Source organism: Streptomyces sp. NPDC014894, assembly GCF_043080985.1.
Classification (GTDB): Bacteria; Actinomycetota; Actinomycetes; order Streptomycetales; family Streptomycetaceae; genus Streptomyces.
On sequence record NZ_JBIBWD010000009.1, the window covers coordinates 83,553 to 98,042 of the forward strand.

The window sequence follows — 14,490 nt, forward strand, 5'->3', positions numbered from 1 at the left end:
AGCTAACCGGGAATCCAGACGCCTTCTGTCTGGATTCCCGGTCGGGTCCCCGAGCGTCAGGCAGGCCGCTCCGGACGTCTGCGGACGCCCTCGCGGACCTCGTCCGGGCCGACGTCGTGGAGCCCGTCGTCCAGCATCAGCCAGCGGTCGACGCCGATCGACTCCAGGAAGGGCACATCGTGGCTCGCCACGATCAGCGCCCCCTCGAAGCCCGCCAGCGCCGCCGTCAGACTCCGGACGCTCGCCATGTCCAGATTGTTGGTCGGCTCGTCCAGCAGCAGCAGCCGGGGCGCCGGCTCCGCCAGCAGCTGGGCCGCCAGCGCCGCCCGGAACCGCTCCCCGCCCGAGAGCGTCCCGGCCGGCTGATCGGCCCGCGCCCCCTTGAAGAGGAAGCGCGCGAGCCGCGCCCTGATCCGGTTGCCGGTCGCGCCGGGCGCGAGGCGCGCCACATTCTCCACCACGCTCAGCTCGTCGTCGAGGATGTCGAGCCGCTGGGGCAGAAAGCGCAGCGGGACCCGGACCTCGGCCAGGCCCGCCAGCGGCTCCAGCTCGCCGGTGATCGTGCGCAGCAGGGTCGTCTTGCCCGCGCCGTTGCGACCGACCAGGGCGATCCGCTGGGGGCCGTGGACCTCGAAGGGGCCGCCGATCAGGCCGCCGTGCCGCAGCCGCAGACCTTCGAGGCGCAGCACGCCCTGGCCGGGGTGGACGGCGGTGTGCGGCAGCTCGATCCTGATCTCCTCGTCGTCGCGGAACGCCTCCACGGCGTCGTCCAGCCGCTCCCGCGCCCGGGAGAGCCGCTCGGTGTGGGTGACGCGCAGGCGGCCCGCCGAGACCTGGGCGCCGCGCTTGAGCTTGTTGGCGACGACCTTCGGCACCCGCTTGTCGTCCTGCGTCTTCTGCCCGTACCGCTTGCGGCGGGCCAGTTTGACGTGGACGTCCTCCAGTTCGCGCCGCTGGCGCCGCACATCGGCCTCGGCGACGCGCACCATGCGCGCCGCGGCCTCCTGTTCGACGGCGAGGGCCTCCTCGTACGCGGAGAGGTTGCCGCCGTACCAGGAGACCTCGCCGTCGCGCAGGTCGGCGATCTGGTCGACCAGCTGGAGCAGTTCGCGGTCGTGGCTGACCACGATCAGCACGCCGGACCAGGAGGCGACCGCGTCGTACAGCCGCCGTCGGGCGGAGAGATCGAGATTGTTCGTCGGCTCGTCGAGGAGCAGCACATCGGGCCGGGCCAGCAGGAGCGCCGCCAGCCGCAGCAGGACGCCCTCGCCGCCGGAGACCTCGCCGATGGTGCGGTCGAGGCCGATGCGGCCGAGGCCGAGCTGATCGAGGGCGGCGCGGGCGCGCTCCTCCACGTCCCAGTCGTCGCCGACGGCCGTGAAGTGCCGCTCGTCGGTGTCACCGGCTTCGATGGCGTGCAGCGCGGCGCGGGTCGCGGCGATGCCCAGCGCCTCGTCCACCCGCAGGGCGGTGTCGAGGACCAGGTCCTGGGCCAGCCGGCCGATCTCGCCCGTGGTCCGGACGGCGCCGCCGGTCGGCGTCAGCTCTCCGGCGATCAGCTTCAGCAGAGTGGACTTGCCCGATCCGTTCAGACCGACGAGCCCGGCCCGGCCGGGGCCCACCGCCAGCTGGAAGCCGTCGAAGACCTGGGTGCCGTCGGGCCAGGCGAAGGCGAGGGAGGAGCAGAGGACATGGGTGGAGGCGGTGGCCACAAGGGTCTCCCGGTTGCGTGGAAGGGGTGGGGGCAACGGGTGGAGACACGTGCGTGCGGACGGCCCGCGGAGCCTTGGGTCACGGAGCGGAACGCGGAAGGTCCCGGCCGGAAGGAACGGCTCGTACGCCGAGGTCGCACACGTCGCGCACCCGCCGGAAGCGGCGGCGCGCACGGTGTCTCAAGACCTCAGACGAGCAATGTCCTTCTCCTGTCCAGCGGTGACGGGTTCGGTGTCACCGTAGGGAGCCGCGACCGGGAGCGTCAACGGAATATCCGGCGGAGCCGGGCGCGGCGGGCTCCGCCGGGGCGTACGGGCCGCCGCTCTCAGCGGGCGTCGCGCAGCAGCTCGGCCAGATCCCGATCCAGTCCGAGATGGAGATGCTCCCGGCCCCCGGGGACGACGACTTCGGCGCGCTGGAGGAATCTGCGCAGCTCACTGGTGCGCACATGGACCATCGCCACCCCCTCGCGGGCGTGGAACTCCATCACCGTGCGGCCGTAGCCGTACGGCCGTACGCGCACATCGCCGGTCCCGGCCGGCTCCTCGATGCCCGCGGCCAGCAGCTCCCGTCCGAACGCCCAGGTGATGTCGGTCCCCTCCAGCGTGGCCGGGGCCGGGAAGTCCATCCGTACGGCGAAGGGATCGTCCCGGTCGTAGCGGAGGGTCGCCGGAACGGTCTCCATCCGGGGCGCGGGGGCGACCAGCCGTGCCTGGACGGCCTGCTCGATGACGGTGGACAAGACCGGGGCTCCTTCTCACGCGGCTGGCTGACGCCTCAACGGCTACCCCCGGAGACGGCGGACAGGGCGACCGCGTGCATCGTGCACCTGGTGAGTTGTGTCACCGCGGGCGGTGGAACCGGACCCCGCGCCCCGGGCGGCGCCCTGGACGGGCCCGCGCCGGTGGGCTAGCTTCCAGCGCCATGACTGCCATGGGGAAGACGAGACGAATGGTGTCGGCCGGGGTGTGCGCGGCGGCGGTGGCCGCGGTGCTCGCCGTACCGGCGCAGGCCGCGCCCGCACGGGCGGAGACGGTCCCGGGGGCCGGCTGGAGCCTCAAGGCGACCGGCACGGACGCGCGCTTCCGGGGGCTCGCGGCCGTCAGCCGCACCACGGCCTGGGTCGCGGGCTCCCGGGGGACCGTGCTGCGGACCGCCGACGGCGGTCGCACCTGGCGCGACGTCTCCCCGCCGGAGGCGCGGGGGCTGGAGTTCCGCGACATCGAGGCGTTCGGCGGCGGCCACGCGGTGGTGCTCGCCATCGGCGAGGGCGAGGCGTCCCGGGTCTATCGCACCACCGACGGCGGCGACACCTGGACCGAGACGTTCCGCAACACCGATCCCCGGGCGTTCTACGACTGCGTCACCTTCTTCGACCGCCGCAACGGCCTCGCCATGAGCGACCCGGTGGACGGGAAGTACCGCATCCTGGCCACCGGCGACGGCGGCCGCTCCTGGAAGGTGCTGCCCACGGCCGGAATGCCCGACGCCCAGCCGGGCGAGGCCGGATTCGCGGCCAGTGGCCAGTGTCTGGTCAGCTCGGGTCCCCGGGACGTCTGGCTGGCGACCGGCGGCGGGGCCACGGGCCGGGTTCTGCACTCCGCCGACCGGGGCGTGACCTGGACCGCCGCCGAATCGGGCCTGCCGGCCGGGGATCCGGCGCGCGGGGTCTTCGCGCTCGCCTTCCGCGACCGGGCGCACGGCATAGCCGTCGGCGGCGACTACCGCACCGGACAGCCGTCCCCGCGCGCCGCGTCCGTCAGCCGCGACGGCGGCCGCACCTGGCGCCCCTCGTCCCAGCCGCCGCCCGCCTACCGCTCCGGCGTCGCCTGGCTCCCGCACACCCGGGCCGCCGCGCTCGCGGTCGGCCCCTCCGGCACCGATCTGACCGTGGACGGCGGCCGCACCTGGCGGACCGTCGACACCGGCTCGTACGACACCGTCGACTGCGCACCCGCCCTCGGCTGCTGGGCCGCCGGGGAGAAGGGCCGCGTCGCCCGTCTCGAACTCCGGCCCTGAGCCCCGCCTTCTCCGCCCGATCGCGGGCCGGGCCGGGGGCTACTGACGGTACGGGTCGAGCCCGGGGGCCGTCCTGGTCGCCGCGAACTCCGTGATCCGGTACGCGCACACCCCGCCGACCGTGAAGGGATCGGCCGCCGCGATCTCCTCGATCCGCGCGCGGTCGTCCCCGACGGCCAGGATCACCCCGCCGTCCCTCGGCCTCTTGCGCCCCGACGCGATGAACACCCCCGCCTCGTACTGCTCGTCCAGCCAGGCGAGATGCTCCGTCATGAGCGCGTCGGCGCGCTCGACGGGGGCGGTGTACGTCAACTCCAGTACGAACATGATCGCCAGGCTACGGCACCGGCGACGGCGGCCCGGGGCATAGGCTGGGAGCACCATGACGATCATCGACATACCCGACGGCTGGCCCGCCGACGAGGCCCGGGCGCTCGCCGTACAGGACGAGCTGCGGGCCCGGGTCGTTCTCGACGACAGCGGTCCGGAGCCCGGCACGGGCACGGTCACCGGGGTGGACGTCGCGTACGACGACGCCCGGGGGATCGTCGCCGCGGCCGCCGTGGTCCTGGACGCCCGTACGCTCGCCGTTGTGGCGGAGGCGACCGCCGTCGGCCGCGTCGCCTTCCCGTACGTCCCCGGTCTGCTGGCCTTCCGCGAACTCCCGGCCGTGCTCGCCGCGCTGCGGTCGCTCACCGCGGACCCGGGTCTGGTGGTGTGCGACGGCTACGGGCGGGCGCACCCGCGCCGCTTCGGGCTCGCCAGCCATCTCGGCGTACTGACCGGACTCCCCACCATCGGCGTCGCCAAGAACCCCTTCGTCTTCGACCACGGCGCGCTCGGGCCGGACCGGGGCGACACGGCCGCCCTCCGCGCGGACGACGGCGAGGAGGTCGGCCGGGCGCTGCGCACCCGGAGCGGCGTCAAGCCCGTCTATGTCTCGGCCGGCCACCGCACCGGCCTGGACGCCGCCTGCGCGCACACCCTCCGCCTCGCCCCGCGCTACCGCGTCCCCGAGACCACCCGCCGGGCGGACCGCCTCTGCCGCGAGGCCCTGGCGGCGACGGCCTCCTGACCGCCGAGGGGCCCGGGCTCCGGCCGGCCCGGGGGCTCCGGTCACCTCAGGACGACGCATCCGCGGTCGGCCAAAGTGTCGAGGAGCGACGGGGCGGGCTCGACGGCGTTCCAGCGGAGGTCCAGTTTCTCCAGCGAGGGCATCCGGGAGAGCCAGTCGGGCAGAGTCCGCAGACGGTTGGCGCGCAGATCGAGCTGCCGGAGCATCGGCAGCCCGGCCAGCGCCCCGGGGATCTCGGTCAGCGCGTTCTCGCGGAGGTCCAGATGGCGCAGCCGCGTCAGCCGGGCGAAGGATTCCGGCAGAGCGCGCAGGGCGTTTCCGCGCAGCCACAGCTCGCGCAGTTCGGACAGGTCGCCGATCGTGTCGGGGAGCCGGGTCAGAGCGTTGTGTCGGGCCCGCAGCTCGACGAGGCCCCGCATGCGGCCGATGCTCTCGGGGAGTCCGGCGAGGCTGTTCTCGCCGACGTTGAGATAGCGCAGCCGGGTCAGCCGCCCCAGCGACTCGGGCAGCTCCGTCAGCCGGTTGCCGTGCAGATAGAGGAAGTCGGTGAGCGCCGCCAGCCCGCCCAGCTCGTCGGGGACGGTGGTGAGCGCGTTGTGTCCCAGGTCCAGCGTCCGCAGCCGGTGCAGGGATCCGATCCGGGGCGAGACGGCCGTCAGCCCGTTGTCCGCGAGGATCAGGATCTCCAGACCGGTCCGCGACCAGACCTGCTCCGGCACCTCTCCGAGACCGTGCCGCCACAGATTCAATGACCGTTCCACCACCGCGTCCTCCCGCCCTTCGCGTCTGTCGCCTGTCCTCCGCCGAACGCTGACCGGGCCGACCGCCGCCGGAGGGCGATGTACGGGAGGGCGACGCCGCCGCCCCGTCCGCCCCGCCCCGTCCGCCCCGCCCCGTCCGCCCCTCGGCCGCCGGCCCGCTAGCCCGCTCGCCGGTCCGCGTTCCGCCGGTACTGCCGCTGCCGGCACGCGCGGGAGCAGTACGCGCGGCGACGGCCCCGTACCGGCTGGCTCACCGGACCCGTGCAGACGGCGCAGCGCGGCGGGGCCGCCGTGTTTTCGTCACAGGGGGAGTCTTTTTCGTCACGGGGTCCGCCGGCCTCCGTGCGGTGGGCGGCGGAGCGCGCCGCGGCGACGAGGCCGGGCGCCGCGACGAGTCCGCGCGGTGTGTGGTCGATCAGTTCGCTGTCGAGATCCGGACACTCCCCGACGATGTCGTCGTCCGGGCACCGCACCAGGTGCAGAAGATACGCGTGAGCGCTCCGCAGCTGCCTGATCCGCTCCTCGATCTGTCCGGCCTGCTCCTTCACGGTGCTCTGCCAGCTCCGGTCCCTGCCGCCCGAGGTCACGACGGCCGCCTGTTCGAGGGGCATCGCTCCCACCACGCAGCACAGATAGGCCAGTCCGATACGGCGGAGTTCGGTCTCGGTGTAGACCCGTCGCCCGTTGACGCGCGGCGGCTCGGGAAGCACCCGCTGGGACTCCCACCAGCGCAGCGTCGACGGGGCGAGGCCGTAGAGGGCCGCGGCGGGGCCGATCGAGACGCCGTGTGGATCGTTCATGCGCCCATTTGACATCAAGTGAGCTTGAAGACTCAAGATTTGGGGTGAGGTTAGGCATGCCTTACCGCTCTCCCGGGCGGCGGTGAGGGCGGCCTCACGCACCACGGGGCCAGGAGTCCGCGAAGGCGTCGACAGCCCCCGGGGAGAAGGAAGAGGCATGAGTACGACGACAGACCCCAGCACGGACCAAGCACAAAATCCACCCGCGGCAGCCCGCGAACCGGCCGGACTCGCGAGGGCGGGCGCTCTGGCGCGGCTGCTCGCCCCCGTCCGCACCCACCTCGTGATCTGCGCGATCCTCTCGACCCTGAGCGCGGCCGCCGGGATCGTGCCCTACATCGCCGTCGCCGAGATCGCGCGGCTCATGCTCGAACACCCCGAGGGGGCCGAAACGGCCATCCGGACCTGGGTCGCCGTCGGCGCCGCGGGCGCCGCCCTGTGGCTGGTGCTGTTCGTCCAGTCCTCCCGCGTGGGGCACTACGCGGACGCGGCGATCCTGCACCATCTGCGCGTACGCATCGTGAGCCATCTCGGCGCACTGCCGCTGGGCTGGTTCCGCGCCTCGGGCTCGGGCCGGGTCAAGAGAGCCATGACGGGCGACCTGGAGGAGATGCACGAGGTCATCGCGCACGCCCTCGGCCAGCTCACCGGCGCGGTCGCCGTGACCGTCGTCGGAACGGGCTATCTGCTCCTCGTCGACGTCCGGATGGCGCTGATCGTGCTGGCCGTCCTGGGCCTCACAGCCCTCTGCTACCGCGTCTCCATGCGGTCCATGACGACCCATATGAACCGACTGGTCGCCGCCGACGCGCGGATCAGCGCGGCCAGTGTCGAGTACGCCGACGGGATCCAGGTCGTGAAGACCTTCGGCACCGGGGGCCGCGTGCTGCGCCGCTTCGACGACGCCGTGGACGAACACACCCGGGCCTTCGCCGCATGGGTCGCCGAGGTGCGCCACAGCTCGGCCGTCACCCGGCTGCTCGGCTCGGAGACGGCCGTCCTCGCCGTCGTGACCGCCGCCGGACTGGCCCTCCTCGACCGCGGATCGCTCACCGTCGCCGACCTGGTGGCGTTCCTGACCGTCGCGGTCGGGCTGCCGAACTCCATCCTCCCCGCCGTCTCCGCCTCCCAGGGCGTGCGCAAGGGCCGGATGGGCGCGGCCAACATCGAACGGCTGCTGTCCCGTGCGCCGCTGCCCGAACCCGAGCGCCCCGAGACCCCGCGCGGCCACGGCGTCGAGTTCGACCGCGTCTCCTTCTCCTACGACGGGGCGGCCAACGCGATCGAGAACGTCAGCGCCGTCTGCCGGCCGGGCAAGGTGACCGCGATCGTGGGACCGTCCGGCGCCGGGAAGACGACGCTCGCGAGCCTGCTGCCGCGCTTCTACGACGTGACGGACGGGGCGATCCGGGTCGGCGGCGTCGATGTGCGCTCGATCCCGTCGGCCGAACTGCTGGGATCGATGTCCCTGGTGTTCCAGGACGTCGCGCTGCTGCGCGACAGCGTGGCGGAGAACATCCGCGTCGGCCGGCCCGACGCCGACGACGCCGAGGTCCGCCGGGCGGCCGCCGCCGCCCAACTGCACGAGGTGATCGAACGGCTCCCCGACGGATACGACACACCCCTCGACGCGGGCGGCGGCGGACTGTCCGGCGGCGAACGCCAGCGGCTGACGATCGCGCGGGCGATCCTCTCCGGAGCGCCGATCGTCCTCCTCGACGAGGCCACCGCCTCGCTCGACCCCGACAGCGAGGCGGCGGTCCAGGACGCGCTGGCCGCACTCGCCGTCGGCAAGACGGTGATCGTGATCGCCCACCGACTGCACACGATCGCCGGAGCCGACCAGATCCTCGTGCTCGACCGGGGCCGGCTGGTCGAGCGCGGCGGCCACGACGAACTGCTGGCGCGCGACGGGCAGTACGCCCGGATGTGGGCCGCGCAGGAAGGGGTGCTCGCATGATCCGCAGGCTGTACCGACTCTGGCCCGAGCCACGGCTGCTGGCCCGGCTGTGGCTGCTCACAGCGGCGCAGGCCGTCCTCCAGGGGCTGCTGCTCGGCCTCCTCGTCCCCGTCCTGGACGCCGTCGTACGACCCGAGCCCGACCTCGCCGCGGCCACGCCGTGGCTGGTGACCGGCGCGGCCGGCGCGCTCGCGCACGGAGCGCTGAGCGTCCTCGCCACCCCGGTGGGCTTCGCCGCGGCCGGCTCCCTCGCGGCGCAGCTCCGGCGGCGGCTGATACGCCATGCGAGCACGCTGACCCTGGGGTGGTTCACCGCCGAGCACAAGGCCCGGCTCGCCCGGGCGGTGACCGCGGACGTCGGCAACGCCGCGCATCTGGCCGTGACCGTCGCCGGACCCGTGATCACCTCGACGCTGCTGCCCGCGACCGTCGTCGCCGTGACCTTCGCGGTCGACTGGCGCATGGCGCTGCTGCTGTGCGGGATCGCGCTGGTCGCCTTGGCGGCGCTGCGCCGCGCCGCGCGGATCGCCGAGATCGCCGAGATCGAGCTGGAGCGCGCGTCGACCGGGGTCGCGAGCCGGGCGATCGAACTCGGCCAGGCCCAGCCGGTCCTGCGGGCCGCGGGACACGCCCGCGGCACGCCCCGGATGCACGCCGCGCTCGTCGACCACCGCGAGACCTACCGGGACGGCATGCGCCGCGCGCGGCGGCCGTTCTTCGTCTACACCGCCGTGATCATGGGCGGGTTCGTCGCGGTGCTCGCGCTCGCCGCCGAACTCATGCTCAGCGAACGCGTCGGAGTCGCCGAGGCGATCGCGCTGCTCGTGCTGGCCGCCCGCTTCCTGGAGCCGCTCGGCAATCTGATCGACCTCATCGGGGCGCTGCGCGCGATGCGGAACCAGATCACGCGTATCGAGGAGCTGCTGACCACCCCCGCGCTGCCGGTCCCCGCCGACCCGGTGCGCGTGATCGAGGAGGCCGACGTCGAGTTCGCGGGCGTCGTCTTCACCTATCCGGGCGGCGACGCCCCCGCGCTGCGCGAGGTGTCGCTGCGTTGCCGTCCCGGCACCACCACCGCGCTGGTCGGACCGTCCGGTTCCGGGAAGACGACGGTGACCCGGCTCGTCGCCCGCTTCTTCGACGTCGACGCGGGACATGTGCGCGTCGGCGGCGTCGATGTGCGCGAACTCGACCCCGGCGCGCTCCTCGACGAGATCGCCATCGTCTTTCAGGACGTCTATCTCTTCGACGACACCATCGAGAACAATCTCCGCCTGGCGCGCCCGGAGGCGAGCCGGGACGAGCTGGAGACGGCGGCGGGCGCGGCCCGGCTCGACGAGGTGGTCGCACGCCTCCCCGACGGCTGGCGCACACGGGTGGGCGAGGGCGGCGCGCAGCTGTCGGGCGGCGAGCGCCAGCGTGTCGCGATCGCCCGGGCGATGCTCAAGCGGGCCCGGATCGTGCTCGTCGACGAGGCGAGTTCGGCGCTCGACCCCGAGAACGAGGCCGCGGTCGCGCAGGCCGTCGCCAACCTCGGCGAAGACCCCGACCGCACCGTGATCGTGATCGCCCACCGGCCCGCCACCCTGGCCGCGGCGGACCGCGTCGTCGCCCTCGACGGCGGCCGGGTCGTCGAGACCGGCACGCCCGGGGAACTGCTGCGCACGGGCGGGGCGTTCGCCCGGCTCAGCCGGCAGTACGAGCGGGCACGGCACTGGCGCATCGCCGACGGGGTGTCGTGATCCGTGGCGGTGGACGGGGTGCGGGGTGCGGTGCGCGGGGTGCGGTGCGCGGTGCGTCGCGGAGGCCGCGCCCCGGCCCGCGCCCCGGCCCGCCCCGGTGTGAGGCGTACCGCCGCGGGCTGCCGCCGTGCCGTGCCTCTGCCCTCGTCCCGCTGACCGTGCCCCGGCGGGTACGCCGACCCGGTGCGTACCGGCCGAGGCCGTGCCGTGCCCCGTACGCGCGTCCCGGCGGGTACGTGGACCCCGCGCCCAACCCCCGTACGCCCCGTACCCCCGCCGACGGCGGCCCCGCCCTCCCCGTACCCGTACCCGTACCCGCACCCCCGACCCCGGCGTATCCGCCGCCGACGACGAGCAGGAGAACCACCGCCCATGCCTAACCCCGCTGTCCGTCGCCGCGCCGTGCGCGCGGCCGCCGTGCTCGTCGCGGCCGTGATCGTCCTCACCGGCTGTGGCTCCGGAGGCCACGGCGGGGCCGCCGCCGGAGGGGGCGCCCCGATCGTCTTCGTCCTGTCCGGATCGGTCCAGTACGGTGCGCCGGACCCGCTGGACAACCCGCTCTTCGAGGTCGGCGGCTCCACGGTCGGCGCCGTCGACTTCGCCGCCTGGTACGGCTCCGGCTCCTTCGACGTGCCCTGGGTCGTCAACGACATCCGCGCCGTCCTCCTGGGCGAGGGCGCCGTCACCGACGAGAAGACCGGCGTCAGGCTGTTCCAGCGGCTCAGGAAGACGACCGCCTGATGCGGCGTCCACCCCCCCGAACGACGGGCCCGCCCGCCCCGGCCTCCGCGACACGCCTCACCCGGACCCTGCGCGGTCCCGCGTGACGCCCGCCGGGACCGCCCGCGCGGGCGCGCGCCGCCGCTGGATCCGGCCGGCGCTCCTGATCGCCGCCGTGCCCGCCGGCTCCCGGCGCGCCCCGGCCGAACCGGGGGACCGTACGGACCCGGTGGACCCCGGCCGTACGGCGGCGGTCGACGGCAGGCCGACCGGGCCTAACGGCGCTCCGCCACCCGGAAGCGGATGCCCGCCGCCTGGAGCCGGGCCAGCAGCGCGTCGCCCATCGCGACGGCCGGGGTGACCTGCCCCGAGGTCGGGGGCAGTTCGTCGAAGGCCAGACAGAGCGCCGACTCGGCGAAGATCTTGGCGGTCTCGTCGTACCCCGGATCGCCGCCCGAGACCTCCGTGCGCACCGTCCGGCCGCCGCCCTCGCCCACGAACCGCAACGAGAACCAGCTGCGCGCCCGGCGCTCCTCGTCGGGCCCGTCGCCGGGCCTGATCCGGCCGCCGAACCAGCGCCGGGCGGCGGGCAGCTGGGCCAGCCCCAGCATCGCGACCGCCGCGGCGACCGAGCCCGCCGCGACCGGGAGCGACGCGATCGCCGCGTAGTGCCGGTAGCGGAAGTCGGGGCCGTACCGGCCGAGCGCCCGCGCCGACCGGGCCACGACCTGCCCGTCGAGCAGCGGCAGCGGCAGCGCCCAGGCGCCCGCCGCCCGGCTGTGGCGGGGCCCGCCGACCGGGGACCGGGCCCGCCGCCCCACCAGCCGGGGCTCGTGCAGCCGCCGCTGCCGGGCCGCCCGCAGCGACTGCCTCCCCCGGCTCGCCGCGTTGAGCGCGGAGGCGAACGTCCCGCCCGAGAACATCCCGTTGGACCGCACGAATCCGTCCACGCGCAGCGGTACGCCCTCGGGGAGCCGCGCCACCGTGAAGTACACGCCCAGATCGGCCGGCACACAGTCAAAACCGCAGGCGTGCACCAGCCGGGCCCCGGTCTCCCGGGCCCGCGCGTCGTGCCGTACGTACATCAGATCCACGAACTCCCACTCGCCCGTGAGATCGATACAGTCGGTCCCGGCCTCCGCGCAGGCGGCGACGAGCGGTTCGCCGTACCAGAGGTAGGGGCCGACCGCCGTCGCCACCACATCGGCCGAACGGGCGAGCTCGCGCAGACTCTCCGGATCGTCCGCCCGCGCCTCGATCAGCCCGATCTCCCCCCGCCCGGGATGGTCGGCGGCGAGCCGCTCGCGCAGCCGCTCCAGCTTCGCCCGATCGCGCCCGGCGACGGCCCAGCGACACCCCTCGGGCGCGTGCGCCGCCAGATACCGGGCGGTGAGCGAGCCCACGAACCCCGTCGCCCCGAAGAGCACGATGTCGTACGCCCGCTGTCCGCGAACCGTTCCGTCCAACCTGTCCACTGGCCCCTCCGGCGGTGCGTCCACCCGCGCCCCGGCATCCACGCCGCGACCGGTGGCTGAGGCTAGCGCGCCCCGCCCCCCGGGAAGAAGACGCGAATCACGCCGGGGACGACGGTGAGATTTCCGCCGGGGGCGGTGCGACGGTGACGAATCCCCGTGCGGGGCCCGTGCCGGGCGCTCTGGGGCGGGGCGATTTCCGGCGCCGGGTCCGCCGGGCGGGGCGAGCCGGCGTGCCGGGCCGTCCGGGCGCATGTCGGTGCGCGGGTCGCCGGGCGGGGCGGGGGCGAATCCCGGTGACCGCGTTGCCGGGCGGGGCGAGTCCGCTTGCCGGGCGGCCGGGCGAGGGCGATCCCCCTGCCGGGTGGTGGGACGAGGGCCGTGTGCCCGTGTCGGGCGGCGCGGTGGGGACGATTCCTGCGCTGGGCGGCCGGGTGGGCATGAATCGTGTGCCTGAGCCGTCCGACGGGGGCGAACTCGCGTGCCCGCGCCCTCCTTCCGAGACGGATCCGGGTGCTGGGCCGTTCGGCGGCGGTGGGTCCGTGCGCCGGGCGGCCCGCGCCCGGGCGCAGGCGAGTCCGGGCCGTCCCCCCCCGGTGGGTGCGTCCCATGTCCGACGGCGGGGCGAAGGCGAGCCGGCGTGCCGGGCCGTCCGGGCGCATGTCGGGGCGCGGGGCGGGGGCGGTGCCCGTGTCGGGCGGCGGGCGGGGGTGAGCTGTCCGGGTGGCGGGGGCTCGGTGGAGGGGTATCCCCGTGGCAGGCCGTCCGCCGGAGGGCGGGTCCCCGTCTCGGGCCGTCCGGTGGGGGCGGGTCCCCGGGCCGCCTCGCGGGGGACGGGTCCGGGTCTCGGGAGCGAATCCCCGGGCCGCCCGACGGGGAACGATCCCCGCCCCGGGCCCACCGGGGGTGAATCGCGGCGGCCGCCCCGGCCCGCCCCTTGTCGTGCGGGAGGCGCGTTCCTACCATCATTGGTGTTACATCAGTTGTGTCATATCCAAGCTGGGGGCTCCATGACCGCGACCTCGACCACGCCGCACGCCACTGTGAACGGCCCGCTCGCCGGGGTGCGCGTGGTGGAGCTGGCGGGCATCGGGCCCGGCCCGTTCGCCGCCATGATGCTGGGCGATCTCGGCGCGGACGTCGTCCGGGTGGACCGGCCCGGCGGGGCGGGGCTCGCCATGGACCCGGCGCAGGACCTCACCAACCGGAACAAGCGCTCGGTGCTCATCGACCTCAAGGCGGACGACGGCCCGGCGCACGTGCTCGACCTGGTCGAGCGCGCGGACATCCTGATCGAGGGATACCGCCCGGGCGTGGCCGAACGCCTGGGCGTGGGCCCGGAGGAGTGCCTCGCCCGCAACCCCCGGCTGGTGTACGGGCGGATGACCGGCTGGGGCCAGGAGGGACCGCTCGCCGAACGCGCGGGCCATGACATCGCGTACATCGCCGTCACCGGGACCCTCGGCATGATCGGCCGGCCCGACGAGCCGCCCGCCGTCCCCGCCAATCTCGTCGGCGACTACGCGGGCGGCTCGCTCTATCTCGTCGTCGGCGTCCTGGCGGCGCTTCAGCACGCCCGGACGGAGGGCGGCGGCGGCCAGGTCGTGGACGCGGCCGTCGTCGACGGCGCGGCCCATCTCGCCACCATGATCCACGGCATGATGGCGGCCGGCGGCTGGCAGGACCGGCGCGGGTCCAACCTCCTGGACGGCGGCTGCCCCTTCTACGGCTGCTACGAGACCGCCGACGGCGGATACATGGCCGTCGGCGCGCTGGAGAAGCGGTTCTACGACGAGTTCGCCGAGCGGCTCGGCATCGCCGACGAGGCCCCGGCCCGCAAGGACTTCGCCCGCTGGGACGAGCTGCGCGAGGTCGTCGCCGCCGCGTTCAAGACCCGTACCCGCGCCGCGTGGGCGGCCGTCTTCGACGACACGGACGCCTGTGTGGCCCCCGTGCTGTCGCTGACCGAGGCCCCCCGGCATCCGCATCTCGCCGCGCGAGGCACCTTCGTACGCCACGCGGGGGTGACACAGCCCGCGCCCGCGCCCCGGTTCTCCGCCACCCCCGGCGCGGTGCGCACGGGCCCCGCGCTGCCCGGCGCGGACACCGCGGAGGTGGCCCGCGACTGGGGTCTGCCCGGTCTCGCCGCGCCCGACGGCCCCGGCGACGCGCAGACCACCCAGGACGCCGGGGCGGCCGGATGAGCGCCGCCTGACCACCCGCACGAC

General features: G+C 74.9%; 12 protein-coding genes. 6 read left to right on the forward strand and 6 right to left on the reverse strand.

The genetic code is table 11. The annotated features are described in order from the left end of the window. Positions 1 to 56: 56 nt before the first annotated feature. Positions 57 to 1,712, reverse strand: coding sequence for an ABC-F family ATP-binding cassette domain-containing protein (locus ACF089_RS22055; protein WP_392029066.1), 1,656 nt, complete (start codon positions 1,710 to 1,712; stop codon positions 57 to 59). A 326-nt stretch (positions 1,713 to 2,038) separates the two neighbouring features. After that, positions 2,039 to 2,455: an SsgA family sporulation/cell division regulator gene (locus ACF089_RS22060; RefSeq protein ID WP_392029068.1), complete on the reverse strand. Its 417-nt coding sequence runs from the start codon at positions 2,453 to 2,455 to the stop codon at positions 2,039 to 2,041. A 182-nt stretch (positions 2,456 to 2,637) separates the two neighbouring features. Here ACF089_RS22060 and ACF089_RS22065 point away from each other — a divergent pair, with 182 nt between their 5' ends. After that, complete coding sequence (locus tag ACF089_RS22065; RefSeq protein ID WP_392029070.1) at positions 2,638 to 3,732, forward strand: WD40/YVTN/BNR-like repeat-containing protein; 1,095 nt, start codon at positions 2,638 to 2,640, stop codon at positions 3,730 to 3,732. A 39-nt stretch (positions 3,733 to 3,771) separates the two neighbouring features. Here ACF089_RS22065 and ACF089_RS22070 read toward each other — a convergent pair whose 3' ends face one another. Then, positions 3,772 to 4,059, reverse strand: coding sequence for a YciI family protein (locus ACF089_RS22070; protein WP_392029072.1), 288 nt, complete (start codon positions 4,057 to 4,059; stop codon positions 3,772 to 3,774). A 55-nt stretch (positions 4,060 to 4,114) separates the two neighbouring features. Here ACF089_RS22070 and ACF089_RS22075 point away from each other — a divergent pair, with 55 nt between their 5' ends. Further along, positions 4,115 to 4,807: an endonuclease V gene (locus ACF089_RS22075; RefSeq protein WP_392029074.1), complete on the forward strand. Its 693-nt coding sequence runs from the start codon at positions 4,115 to 4,117 to the stop codon at positions 4,805 to 4,807. Between the two features lie 41 nt (positions 4,808 to 4,848). Here the strand turns inward: ACF089_RS22075 and ACF089_RS22080 are convergent, their stop codons facing one another. Both ACF089_RS22080 and ACF089_RS22085 read right to left on the reverse strand, forming a co-directional pair. Beyond that, positions 4,849 to 5,568 carry a leucine-rich repeat domain-containing protein gene (locus tag ACF089_RS22080; protein ID WP_392029076.1) on the reverse strand — a complete coding sequence of 240 codons (720 nt, stop codon included), beginning with the start codon at positions 5,566 to 5,568 and terminating at the stop codon, positions 4,849 to 4,851. 158 nt (positions 5,569 to 5,726) lie between these two features. Continuing rightward, positions 5,727 to 6,368, reverse strand: coding sequence for a MerR family transcriptional regulator (locus ACF089_RS22085; protein WP_392029078.1), 642 nt, complete (start codon positions 6,366 to 6,368; stop codon positions 5,727 to 5,729). Between the two features lie 157 nt (positions 6,369 to 6,525). On the opposite strand from ACF089_RS22085, the gene ACF089_RS22090 reads away from it, so the two are divergent. From ACF089_RS22090 to ACF089_RS22100, 3 genes are all read left to right on the forward strand, one after another. After that, positions 6,526 to 8,328, forward strand: coding sequence for an ABC transporter ATP-binding protein (locus ACF089_RS22090; protein ID WP_392029080.1), 1,803 nt, complete (start codon positions 6,526 to 6,528; stop codon positions 8,326 to 8,328). Continuing rightward, entirely contained in the window at positions 8,325 to 10,070 is a 1,746-nt protein-coding gene (locus tag ACF089_RS22095) for an ABC transporter ATP-binding protein (protein ID WP_392029082.1), read from the forward strand. Before ACF089_RS22090 ends, ACF089_RS22095 begins: the two co-directional genes overlap by 4 nt. Positions 10,071 to 10,442: 372 nt before the next feature. Further along, positions 10,443 to 10,811 (forward strand): hypothetical protein, encoded by a 369-nt coding sequence (locus ACF089_RS22100; RefSeq protein ID WP_392029084.1) that lies wholly within the window; start codon positions 10,443 to 10,445, stop codon positions 10,809 to 10,811. Between the two features lie 254 nt (positions 10,812 to 11,065). Here ACF089_RS22100 and ACF089_RS22105 read toward each other — a convergent pair whose 3' ends face one another. Next, positions 11,066 to 12,265: a saccharopine dehydrogenase family protein gene (locus ACF089_RS22105; protein ID WP_392029086.1), complete on the reverse strand. Its 1,200-nt coding sequence runs from the start codon at positions 12,263 to 12,265 to the stop codon at positions 11,066 to 11,068. Positions 12,266 to 13,272: 1,007 nt separating this feature from the next. On the opposite strand from ACF089_RS22105, the gene ACF089_RS22110 reads away from it, so the two are divergent. Next, positions 13,273 to 14,466 (forward strand): CaiB/BaiF CoA transferase family protein, encoded by a 1,194-nt coding sequence (locus ACF089_RS22110; protein WP_392029088.1) that lies wholly within the window; start codon positions 13,273 to 13,275, stop codon positions 14,464 to 14,466. The last annotated feature ends 24 nt before the right edge of the window (positions 14,467 to 14,490 follow it).